This is a genomic window from Streptomyces griseicoloratus, assembly GCF_014534645.1.
In the GTDB taxonomy this organism is placed as follows: domain Bacteria; phylum Actinomycetota; class Actinomycetes; order Streptomycetales; family Streptomycetaceae; genus Streptomyces; species Streptomyces griseicoloratus.
The window spans coordinates 19,978-31,270 of record NZ_JACVQF010000173.1; the positions used below are offsets into that span (position 1 = coordinate 19,978).

10 protein-coding genes are annotated in these 11,293 nt (G+C 71.6%); 8 read left to right on the forward strand and 2 right to left on the reverse strand.

Annotated elements, in window-relative coordinates; genetic code table 11:
- Positions 1–21 precede the first annotated feature (21 nt).
- From H0H10_RS08365 to mutM, 4 genes are all read left to right on the forward strand, one after another.
- Complete coding sequence (locus tag H0H10_RS08365) at positions 22–672, forward strand: YceD family protein (protein WP_188180219.1); 651 nt, start codon at positions 22–24, stop codon at positions 670–672.
- Positions 673–674: 2 nt separating this feature from the next.
- Complete coding sequence (gene rpmF / locus H0H10_RS08370) at positions 675–848, forward strand: 50S ribosomal protein L32 (RefSeq protein ID WP_003951102.1); 174 nt, start codon at positions 675–677, stop codon at positions 846–848.
- A gap of 7 nt (positions 849–855) precedes the next feature.
- Entirely contained in the window at positions 856–1,695 is an 840-nt protein-coding gene (gene rnc / locus H0H10_RS08375; protein WP_188180220.1) for a ribonuclease III, read from the forward strand.
- A gap of 115 nt (positions 1,696–1,810) precedes the next feature.
- Complete coding sequence (gene mutM / locus H0H10_RS08380) at positions 1,811–2,671, forward strand: bifunctional DNA-formamidopyrimidine glycosylase/DNA-(apurinic or apyrimidinic site) lyase (RefSeq protein ID WP_188180221.1); 861 nt, start codon at positions 1,811–1,813, stop codon at positions 2,669–2,671.
- Here the strand turns inward: mutM and H0H10_RS08385 are convergent.
- Both H0H10_RS08385 and H0H10_RS08390 read right to left on the reverse strand, forming a co-directional pair.
- The gene (locus H0H10_RS08385) at positions 2,661–3,074 is read right to left on the reverse strand and encodes a winged helix-turn-helix transcriptional regulator (protein ID WP_188180222.1); all 414 of its coding nucleotides are present in this window, start codon (positions 3,072–3,074) and stop codon (positions 2,661–2,663) included. The two genes, mutM and H0H10_RS08385, sit on opposite strands and share 11 nt — an antisense overlap.
- 73 nt (positions 3,075–3,147) lie before the next feature.
- Positions 3,148–4,284 carry a CAP domain-containing protein gene (locus H0H10_RS08390; protein ID WP_188180223.1) on the reverse strand — a complete coding sequence of 379 codons (1,137 nt, stop codon included), beginning with the start codon at positions 4,282–4,284 and terminating at the stop codon, positions 3,148–3,150.
- Between the two features lie 161 nt (positions 4,285–4,445).
- Here H0H10_RS08390 and H0H10_RS08395 point away from each other — a divergent pair, with 161 nt between their 5' ends.
- The 4 genes from H0H10_RS08395 to H0H10_RS08410 all read left to right on the forward strand — a co-directional run bounded on the left by H0H10_RS08395 (position 4,446) and on the right by H0H10_RS08410 (position 10,734).
- Positions 4,446–4,727 (forward strand): acylphosphatase, encoded by a 282-nt coding sequence (locus H0H10_RS08395; RefSeq protein WP_188180224.1) that lies wholly within the window; start codon positions 4,446–4,448, stop codon positions 4,725–4,727.
- 379 nt (positions 4,728–5,106) lie between these two features.
- Entirely contained in the window at positions 5,107–5,310 is a 204-nt protein-coding gene (locus tag H0H10_RS08400; RefSeq protein ID WP_003993245.1) for a hypothetical protein, read from the forward strand.
- Between the two features lie 258 nt (positions 5,311–5,568).
- Positions 5,569–9,123 carry a chromosome segregation protein SMC gene (gene smc / locus H0H10_RS08405; RefSeq protein ID WP_188180225.1) on the forward strand — a complete coding sequence of 1,185 codons (3,555 nt, stop codon included), beginning with the start codon at positions 5,569–5,571 and terminating at the stop codon, positions 9,121–9,123.
- A gap of 192 nt (positions 9,124–9,315) precedes the next feature.
- Entirely contained in the window at positions 9,316–10,734 is a 1,419-nt protein-coding gene (locus H0H10_RS08410; protein ID WP_188180226.1) for a sugar porter family MFS transporter, read from the forward strand.
- The last annotated feature ends 559 nt before the right edge of the window (positions 10,735–11,293 follow it).

The window sequence follows — 11,293 nt, forward strand, 5'->3', positions numbered from 1 at the left end:
CTCAGAAGATCGAAAGCAGGAATGGCTCTGAACGCCCGCCTCGACCACCGCAACCCCCTCGTGTTCGACACGCACGAGCTGGGACGGCGGCCCGGTGCGCTGCAGCGCCTGACCCGCACGGTCGACGCTCCCAAGGACTTCGGTATCAAGGAGGTCATCGGAGTGCCGGAAGGCACCCCGGTGGAGCTCGAACTCCGGCTCGAGTCGGTCATGGAAGGGGTGCTCGTCACAGGCACCGCCCGTGCAACGGCCGAGGGGGAGTGCGTAAGGTGTCTGGAGCCGGTCGAGCAGCAGCTCGAAGCGGACTTCCAGGAGATGTTCTCGTACCCTGACGCCGACGACCGGGGCCGCCCTGTGGCGGAACCCGGCGACGACGCCGAGGACGACGAGGACAGGCTCTTCGTCGAGGACGGCCTGATCGACCTCGAACCCGTGCTGCGCGATGCGGTGGTGCTCGCACTGCCGATGCAGCCGGTGTGCCGGGAAGACTGCCCGGGTCTGTGCACCGAGTGCGGTGCACGCCTGGCGGACGACCCGGACCACCACCACGACGCCGTCGACATCCGTTGGGCGGCATTGCAGGGACTCGCCGACACCATGAAGGACGGCGAGAAGGACGAGATGAGCGGCGCCGAAGCGGAAGCGGGCGTCGACGAGAAGCAGGAGAAGTAGCCGTGGCTGTTCCGAAGCGGAAGATGTCGCGCAGCAACACGCGCCACCGCCGGTCGCAGTGGAAGGCTGCGGTCCCCACCCTGGTTGCGTGCGAGCGCTGCCACGAGCCCAAGCAGCAGCACATCGCGTGCCCGTCTTGCGGCACCTACAACAAGCGCCAGGTCCTCGAGGTCTGAGCGGCTGGTGAGAGGCACTGTGTCCACTGCCAAGAAGGTGGAAGACGCCGAAGCCAGTCCCCGCCGACGCGGGGGTGTTCCGGCGGACAACCAGGCCTCGTCCCACACGCTTCTGGAAGGGCGGCTCGGCTACCAGGTCGAGTCCGCCCTTCTGGTGCGCGCACTGACCCACCGGTCCTACGCGTACGAGAACGGCGGTCTGCCGACGAACGAGCGGCTGGAGTTCCTCGGGGACTCCGTGCTCGGCCTCGTCGTCACCGACACGCTGTACCGCACCCACCCCGACCTGCCCGAGGGCCAGCTGGCCAAGCTGCGGGCCGCGGTGGTCAACTCGCGCGCGCTGGCGGAGGTGGGCCGCGGGCTCGACCTCGGCTCCTTCATCCGGCTCGGCCGAGGTGAAGAGGGCACGGGCGGCCGGGACAAGGCATCCATCCTCGCCGACACCCTCGAAGCGGTGATCGGCGCGGTCTACCTCGACCAGGGCCTGGACGCGGCGGCGGAGCTGGTGCACCGCCTGTTCGACCCCCTGATCGAGAAGTCCTCGAACCTCGGCGCCGGCCTGGACTGGAAGACCAGCCTCCAGGAGCTGACCGCGACCGAAGGACTCGGTGTGCCCGAGTACCTGGTCACGGAGACCGGCCCCGACCACGAGAAGACCTTCACTGCTGCCGCCCGCGTCGGAGGCGTCTCGTACGGCACCGGCACCGGCCGCAGCAAGAAGGAGGCGGAGCAGCAGGCCGCGGAATCCGCGTGGCGGGCCATCCGGGCCGCGGCGGACGAGCGCGCCAAGGCCGCGGCGGCCGAGGCCGTCCAGAAGAGCGCCGACGCACCGTCGGCCTCCGCCTGACGACAGCACGTACAGCACGTACAAGCACCCTCCGAGCGCCCGCCCCCGTCCCGGGGCGGGCGCTCGGAGCGTAGAACAGTCCCGAACAGTCCCACAGGCCCGTACGGGGGATCCCATGCCCGAGTTGCCCGAGGTCGAGGTCGTCCGGCGCGGCCTGGAGCGCTGGGCCGCCCACCGGACGGTCGCCGACGCCGAGGTGCTGCACCCGCGCGCGGTGCGCCGGCACCTTGCCGGAGCCGACGACTTCGCCCAGCGCCTCAAGGGGCACCGCATCGGCGTCCCCAGCCGCCGCGGCAAGTACCTGTGGCTGCCCCTGGAGGACACCGACCAGGCGGTCCTCGCCCACCTCGGCATGAGCGGCCAACTGCTGGTACAGCCACACGAGGCGCCGGACGAGAAGCACCTGCGCATCCGCGTCCGCTTCGCCGACGCCCTGGGCACCGAACTGCGCTTCGTCGACCAGCGCACCTTCGGCGGCCTGTCGCTGCACGACACCACCGCCGACGGCCTGCCCGACGTCATCGCGCACATCGCCCGCGACCCCCTCGACCCGCTCTTCGACGACGAGGCGTTCCACCGCGCGCTGCGCCGTAAGCGCACCACGATCAAACGGGCCCTGCTCGACCAGTCGCTGATCAGCGGCGTCGGCAACATCTACGCGGACGAGGCCCTGTGGCGCTCCCGTCTGCACTACGACCGCCCGACCGCGACCTTCACCCGTCCGCGCACCCTCCAACTCCTCGGCCACGTCCGGGACGTGATGAACGCGGCCCTCGCGGTGGGCGGCACCAGCTTCGACAGCCTGTACGTCAACGTCAACGGCGAGTCCGGCTACTTCGACCGGTCCCTCGACGCGTACGGCCGCGAGGGCCTGCCCTGCCGGCGCTGCGCCACACCGATGCGCCGCCGCCCGTGGATGAACCGGTCCAGCTACTACTGCCCGAAGTGCCAGCGGCCGCCCCGCGTCACGCCCTAGCGTCCGGCCCGCCCCGCCGGGCGTCGTACCGCTCGCGCGCGGCCAGCACCTCGTCCATACGGCCCTCCAGGCACTCGATGAGGGCGATCAGCCGACCGGCCACCTCCCGGCCGAGCGGAGTGAGTTCGTAGTCCACACGGGGCGGGTTGGAGGGCTGGGCCTCACGGTGCACCAGGCCGTCGCGCTCCAGTGCGTGCAGGGTCTGGGACAGCATCTTCTCGCTGACGCCGTCGACGCGGCGGCGCAGCTCGTTGAAGCGGAAGGAGCCCTCGTGCAGGGCGCCGAGCGTGAGCGCGCCCCAGCGTCCCGTGACGTGTTCGAGGGTGCCGCGCGAGGGACAGGCCCGGGAGAACACGTCGTAGGGGAGGTCCTGCTCCTCCGTGTGCTCCTGCGTGATCGACATGCGATCAGCCTACGTGAGCACGGCACCCCCGACGGGCTGCGCCGGCCGGGAGAAAGCGCACCGGACGGGCGGGCTAGTAGCCGAAGTTCTGGGTCCACCAGGGGCCGCCCGGCCCGAAGTGCACCCCGACTCCCAGGGCCTTGAAGTCGCAGTTGAGGATGTTGGCCCGGTGGCCCGGGCTGTCCATCCAGGCGTCCATCACCGCCTGGGCGTCCGCCTGGCCGCGGGCGATGTTCTCCCCGCCCAGATTGCCGATCCCGGCCTTCTCGGCGCGGTCCCACGGGGTCGCACCGCTGGGGTCGGTGTGGTCGAAGAAGCCCTGCGCGGCCATGGCCTCGCTGAAGTCCTCGGCGAGTTCGTCCAGGGCGCCGTCGGCGGTCACCGGGCTGCACCCGGCCTTGGCCCGTTCCTCGTTGACCAGTTCGAGCACCTGGGCCGCGGCGACGGCCCGCTCGGAGACGTCCGCGGGCGCGCCGGGCTTCGAGGGTCCCTTCGTGGCCGTGTGCGACGGCCGGGGCTTCGTCTTCTCGGGCCGACCCGCCTCCGGCTCCCCGGGCTTCGCAGGCGCCTCGGTCGGCGCGGCCGAGGTGGACGTCGACGGGGACGCCGAGGGCGACGGGGAGGAAGAAGGGGGCGCGGACGGGCGGCCGGCACCGGGGGTCGCGGACGCGTCGCCCGGCCGGCCGCTGTCGACGCTGCCGGAGGTGCCGCCCTGCTCGGCAGGGGTGTTGCCCGGGGAGTCCGCGGACTGCACCTGGTCGCCGGCGCCGCTGCCGAGCTTGTAGTTCTCCAGGCCGGGCACCACGCCCGTGGCCACCGCGACGGTGCCTATGGCGACGGCGGCGGAGACGCCGAGCAGGCCGGTGCGGACCGGCGCGACGGCCTTCCCCCTCCTGCGGCGGCGGTGCGATCCCACGCGCCGCGGGCCGTCGTCGGGGGTGAATCCCTCACTCGGGAAGGCGACGGTGCGCCCGGCCCGGGGGCGGTCGCCGGCGGGGTCGTCGGTGGCGAACAGGTAGGCGTCGCTCCTCGCACGCGCCTCGGCGTAGGCCTCCGGGTTCAGGTAGGGCGCGATCCCCATCGCCGGGCGGCCGCCCGCCCGCGGGTGCAGCGGGTCGGGGCCGCCGTGCGCGGCGCCGTCCGCCTGCTGGGCCCCCGTGGCACGGTCCGTGGCGGCGCGGCCGGCGGCGGAGCGTCGGTGGCGTCCCATGTCCTGGCCTTCCTCGTCCTGGCGGTCGACGTGACCTCGCGATCATCACCGAACTCACACGATCGAGTGAGTTTCATATGAGATTCATTGGGTGGGGACGGTACCGCATGGCGTCAGGGGAGGAAGTGTCCAGTGAGAGATTGACTGGTTAGGTTGCACTCATGAGCGAGGACGTACGGCTGGTGGCATGGGTGCGCGGACAGGTCCAGGGTGTGGGTTTCCGCTGGTTCACACGGGCCAGGGCGCTGGAACTCGGTGGCGTGAGTGGCTTTGCGCTCAATCTGGCCGACGGGCGTGTCCAGGTGGTCGCGGAGGGCCCGAAGGACCGCTGCGAGGGACTGCTCGACTGGCTGCGCAGCGACGACACGCCCGGCCGCGTGGACGGCGTCACCGAGATCTGGGACACACCTCGCGGCGGCTACGACGGCTTCGCCATCCGCTGACTCCGGACCGCGCGGCACCCCGCGGACACCCTGCGGAGCGGCCCGCCGACGGGCGCCCGGGAGGAAAACGAGCAGGTGGTTGCCAAGAAAGTCTTGTCGTGGCAGGCTCCGGACGGCAAGATGATCGCCACGCCCCGAGGGGCCCGCAGGAGTCGCAGCGCCGCCGTTTCCCGGCCGCGCGCCCCCGGGTGCCCGTGAATACGGGGCGTGATCGTGTTGACCGTCAAACTTTTTGGTGAGACGCTGAAAGCCCCGCGCACCTTAGCTGTTTGGCATGGTTGAACGGCAGAAGAACTCAAGAGTGCCAAGCACCGCGGGTGCGAATCCCTCACGACCCACACCGCATCGGTCGGTCACTCATTGTGGAGGACCATCCATCATGGCAAAGGCGCTTCTCGGTTACGTCGGCGGCTCCGACCCTCGACTCCTCGCCGAGATGCGACGGCTGCAGCAGCGCGTCCAGGACCTGGAATCCGAGCTCGTACGGATCCAGGCGGAGAACGAGGCGCTGACGGCTGCCGCTTCTCACGACAGGATCATGGAGAGCGTTGACGCACACCAGGCGGAGCCTGCGCTCACCTGATCACTGCACTGCTTCGCGACGGCATCAGCAGTGGTCGGGCCGTCCGTACAACCGCTCAGTTCTCAGAGTTGCAAGGGACGCTTCGGCGTCCCTTCTTTCTTGCCCCCGCCCGACCTCGGCCCGGCCCCGCCGTTTCCTCCCCCGCGCATCCTTTCAGCTTCTTTAACGTCTGATGTGCCCTGCGCGTTCACCGGTGAAACCGCGGGGGTCCAAGGGTTCATGGAGTGAGACAACCCCCGGAAGGTAGAGTCCGACGGCGTGCACCTGAAGGCCCTGACCCTCCGCGGGTTCAAGTCGTTCGCCTCGGCGACCACGCTGCGCTTCGAGCCGGGCATCACGTGTGTGGTCGGACCGAACGGCTCGGGCAAGTCCAACGTCGTGGACGCGCTCAGCTGGGTGATGGGCGAACAGGGCGCCAAGTCGCTGCGCGGCGGCAAGATGGAGGACGTCATCTTCGCCGGCACCACCGGCCGCCCGCCGCTCGGCCGGGCCGAGGTGTCCCTGACCATCGACAACTCGGACGGGGCCCTGCCCATCGAGTACGCCGAGGTCACCATCACGCGGATCATGTTCCGCAACGGCGGCAGCGAGTACCAGATCAACGGCGACACCTGCCGCCTCCTCGACATCCAGGAACTGCTCTCCGACTCCGGCATCGGCCGCGAGATGCACGTCATCGTCGGCCAGGGCCGGCTGGACTCCGTCCTGCACGCCGATCCGACGGGGCGCCGCGCCTTCATCGAGGAGGCGGCCGGCGTCCTCAAGCACCGCAAGCGCAAGGAGAAGGCGCTGCGGAAACTGGACGCGATGCAGGCCAACCTCGCGCGCGTGCAGGACCTGACGGACGAACTGCGACGCCAGCTCAAGCCCCTGGGCCGCCAGGCGGCGGTGGCGAGGAAGGCCGCCGTCATCCAGGCGGACCTGCGGGACGCCCGGCTCCGCCTCCTCGCCGACGACCTCGTACGGCTGCGCGAGGCGCTTGAGGCCGAGATCGCCGACGAGGCCGCCCTGAAGGAACGCAAGGAGGCCGCCGAGCAGGAGCTGGCCAGGGCCCTGCGCCGTGAGGCGGACCTGGAGGAGGAGGTGCGCCGGCTCACCCCGCGCCTCCAGCGGGCCCAGCAGACCTGGTACGAGCTGTCCCAGCTCGCCGAACGGGTGCGCGGCACCATCTCGCTGGCCGAGGCACGGGTGAAGAGCGCGACCTCGGCGGCCCCCGAGGAGCGGCGCGGCCGCGATCCGGAGGAGCTGGAGCGCGAGGCCGCCCGCGTCCGCGAACAGGAGGCCGAACTCGAGGCCGCCCTGGAGGCCGCCCAGCGGGCCCTGGAGGACACGGTCGCCCACCGTGCCGAGCTGGAACGCGAACTGGCCCTGGAGGAACGCCGTCTCAAGGACGCCGCCCGCGCCATCGCCGACCGCCGGGAGGGGCTGGCCCGGCTCAGCGGCCAGGTGAGCGCCGCCCGCTCGCGCGCCGCCGCGGCCCAGGCAGAGATCGAGCGGCTGGCCGCGGCCCGGGACGAGTCCCGGGAGCGGGCCGCCGCCGCACAGGAGGAGTACGAGGCCCTCCAGGCCGAGGTCGACGGACTCGACGCCGGCGACCAGGAACTGGCCGAGCGGCACGAGACCGCCAAGCGGCGGCTGGCCGAGGCGGAGAGCGCCCTGAGCGCCGCCCGCGAGGCGGTCACCGCGGCGGAGCGCAGCCGGGCCGCCACCCAGGCCCGGCACGAAGCGCTCGCCCTCGGCCTGCGCCGCAAGGACGGCACCGGGGCGCTGCTCGACGCGACGGACCGTCTCACCGGTCTGCTCGGGCCCGCAGCCGAACTGCTGACCGTGACGCCCGGCTACGAGGTGCCGCTGGCCGCCGCGTTCGGCGCCGCCGCGGACGCCCTCGCGGTGACGTCCCCGTCGGCCGCCGCCGACGCCATCCGCCTGCTGCGCAAACAGGACGCCGGCCGGGCCGCCCTGATGCTCGCCGGCGCCTTCGACGACGTACCGGAGCGGACCCGGGCCGACGGGCCGCCGTACGCCGCCGATCTCGTGCGCGGTCCCGCCGAGCTCATGCCCGCCGTACGGCGGCTGCTGCGCGGGATCGTCGTCGTCGGCACGCTGGAGGACGCCGAGGACCTCGTCCACGCCAGGCCGGAGCTGACCGCCGTCACCGCCGAGGGCGACCTGCTGGGCGCGCACTTCGCGCAGGGCGGGTCCGCCGGGGCGCCCAGCCTGCTGGAGGTGCAGGCGTCCGTGGACGAGGCCGCCGCCGAGCTCCAGGAGCTGGCCGGGCGGTGCGAGGAACTGGCCGAGGCGCAGCACGCGGCCGCCGAGCGGCGCCGGGAGTGCGCCGCGCTCGTCGAGGAACTGGGGGAGCGGCGCCGGGCCGCCGACCGGGAGAAGTCGGCCGTCGCCCAGCAGCTCGGGCGGCTCGCCGGACAGGCGCGGGGCGCGGCCGGTGAGGCCGAGCGGTCGGCCGCCGCGGCGGCCCGGGCGCAGGAGGCGCTCGACAAGGCCCTGGCGGAGGCCGAGGAGCTGGCCGAGAGGCTGGCCGTCGCCGAGGAGCTGCCGGTCGAGGAGGAGCCCGACACCTCCGCGCGCGACCGGCTCGCCGCCGACGGGGCCAACGCCCGCCAGACCGAGATGGAGGCCCGCCTCCAGGTCCGTACGCACGAGGAGCGGGTCAAGGGGCTCGCCGGCCGGGCCGACTCCCTGGACCGGGCCGCCCGCACGGAACGCGAGGCACGCGCGCGTGCCGAACAGCGCAGGGCCCGGCTGCGGCACGAGGCGGCCGTCGCCGAGGCCGTCGCGTCCGGTGCCCGGCAGCTGCTCGCCCACATCGAGGTCTCCCTCACCCGCGCCGACGAGGAGCGCACCGCCGCCGAGGCCGCCAAGGCCCGGCGCGAGCAGGAGCTGGCCGCCGCGCGCACCGCCGGACGCGATCTCAAGGCCGAGCTCGACAAGCTGACGGATTCCGTCCACCGGGGCGAGGTGCTCGGCGCCGAGAAACGGCTGCGCATCGAGCAGCTGGAGACGAAGGCGCTGGAGGAACTGGGTGTGGAGCCGGCGGGGCTCGCGGCCGAGTACGGCCCGCATCAACCGGTACCGCCCTCGCCCCCCGCCGAGGGCGAGGTGCTGCCGGAGGACCCGGAGCACCCGCGCAACCGGCCCAGGCCCTTCGTCCGGGCCGAGCAGGAGAAGCGGCTGAAGGCGGCCGAACGGGCCTACCAGCAGCTCGGCAAGGTCAACCCGCTGGCCCTGGAGGAGTTCGCCGCCCTGGAGGAGAGGCACCAGTTCCTCAGCGAGCAGCTCCAGGACCTGAAGAAGACCCGCGCCGACCTGCTCCAGGTCGTCAAGGAGGTCGACGAACGCGTCGAACAGGTCTTCACGGAGGCGTACCGGGACACGGCCCGCGAGTTCGAGGGCGTGTTCAGCCGGCTGTTCCCCGGTGGTGAGGGGCGCCTCGTGCTGACCGACCCCGACAACATGCTCACCACGGGCGTCGACGTGGAGGCCAGGCCGCCGGGGAAGAAGGTCAAGCGGCTCTCGCTGCTCTCCGGCGGGGAGCGCTCGCTGACCGCCGTGGCGCTGCTGGTCTCGATCTTCAAGGCGAGGCCCAGCCCGTTCTACGTCATGGACGAGGTCGAGGCGGCGCTCGACGACACCAATCTGCAGCGGCTGATCCGGATCATGCAGGAGCTCCAGGAGGCTTCGCAGCTGATCGTGATCACGCACCAGAAGCGGACGATGGAGGTCGCCGACGCGCTCTATGGCGTGTCCATGCAAGGCGACGGTGTGTCGAAGGTCATCAGCCAGCGGCTGCGATAGATCGACTCTTTCACTTCAACTCTTGAATGAAGTCGTACTTGGTGCGTCTTCAAACTCACAGCTCTCCGCCTATTGACTTCGAAACTTGAAGGCATAGTCTCTGCAACGTTGCTTTTACCTTCAGGTTCCTTTGGACGGTGCCTCGAAGGGAGATCCACCCCGGCAGCGTTGCCGGCGGCCCGAGGAGTACACGTGACCAGCACTGCGCAGGCACCCCAATCAGGAGCCAGGACGGCTCAGCCCGAGCATCTCGGGCACGTCATCTTCATCGCGGCGGCGGCCGCGATGGGCGGCTTCCTCTTCGGCTACGACAGCTCCGTCATCAACGGCGCCGTCGAGGCCGTCCGGGACCGCTACGACATCGGCTCCGCCGCGCTGGCCCAGGTCATCGCCATCGCGCTGATCGGCTGCGCCATCGGCGCCGCGACCGCCGGCCGCATCGCCGACCGCATCGGCCGCATCCGCTGCATGCAGATAGCCGCGGTCCTCTTCACCATCAGCGCCGTCGGTTCCGCCCTGCCCTTCGCGCTGTACGACCTCGCCTTCTGGCGCATCGTCGGCGGTTTCGCCATCGGCATGGCCTCCGTGATCGGCCCGGCCTACATCGCCGAGGTCGCCCCGCCCGCCTACCGCGGCCGGCTCGGCTCCTTCCAGCAGGCCGCCATCGTCGTCGGCATCGCGGTGTCGCAGCTGGTCAACTGGGGTCTGCTGAACGCGGCCGGCGGTGACCAGCGCGGCGAGATCATGGGCCTGGAGGCCTGGCAGGTCATGCTCGGCGTCATGGTGATCCCGGCCGTGCTGTACGGCCTGCTCTCCTTCGCCATCCCCGAGTCCCCGCGCTTCCTCATCTCCGTCGGCAAGCACGAGCGCGCCCGGCAGATCCTGGAAGAGGTCGAGGGCAAGAGCATCGACCTGGACGCCCGTGTCGCCGAGATCGAGACGGCCATGAACCGTGAGGAGAGGTCCTCCTTCAAGGACCTGCTCGGCGGCAGCTTCTTCTTCAAGCCGATCGTCTGGATCGGTATCGGCCTGTCGGTCTTCCAGCAGTTCGTCGGCATCAACGTCGCGTTCTACTACTCCTCGACGCTGTGGCAGTCGGTCGGCGTCGACCCGACGGACTCGTTCCTCTACTCGTTCACGACGTCGATCATCAACATCGTCGGCACCGTGATCGCGATGATCTTCGTGGACCGCATCGGCCGCAAGCCGCTGGCCGTCATCGGCTCGGTCGGCATGGTGATCGGCCTCGCGCTGGAGGCCTGGGCGTTCTCCTTCGACCTGGTCGACGGCAAGCTGCCGGAGACCCAGGGCTGGGTCGCCCTGATCGCCGCCCACGTGTTCGTCCTCTTCTTCGCCCTGTCCTGGGGTGTGGTCGTCTGGGTCATGCTCGGCGAGATGTTCCCGAACCGGATCCGTGCCGCCGCCCTGGGCGTGGCCGCCTCCGCGCAGTGGATCGCCAACTGGGCCATCACCGCGAGCTTCCCGTCGCTGGCCGACTGGAACCTCTCCGTGACCTACGTGATCTACACCGTGTTCGCCGCGCTCTCCGTCCCGTTCGTCCTGAAGTTCGTCAAGGAGACGAAGGGCAAGGCCCTGGAGGAGATGGGCTGACCCTCCCCTCGCCGGGAGGCCCTGTACCCGGGGAGAGGAGCCAAGTCCCCGCTGCCCCTCTCCTCGTACCTTGCCGCCGCCCCCGTCCGGTCACCGTCCGGACGGGGGCGGCGGCGTCGTGCGCCCGGCTCCGCCGGCCTCGCCCTCGCGGAACGGCCGCCGTGGTGAGGCCGTGCCGGCCGGACGGCTGTGGTTGGAACACGGGCGCTCGGCGCTGAGGCCGTGACGGACGGATGTAGCGGTCCGGTGGACTCTCGCCGGAGGTCCGGACCGCGGTCCGGCACCACGGTCCCGGCCCGTCACCGTCCGGACGGGGCAGTGGTGTCGTGTGTCGGCTCGGCCGGCCTCGCCCTCGCGGAACGGCCCCTGTGGTGAGGCCGTTCCGGCCGGACGGCTGGGGTCGGAACGGGGGCGCGCGGGGCTGAGGCTGTGACGGACGGTTGTGTAGCGGTCCGGTGGACTCTCGCCGGAGGTCCGGACCGCGGTCCGGCACCAGGGTCCCGGCCCGTCACCGTCCGGACGGGGCAGTGGTGTCGTGTGTCGGCTCGGCCGGCCTCGC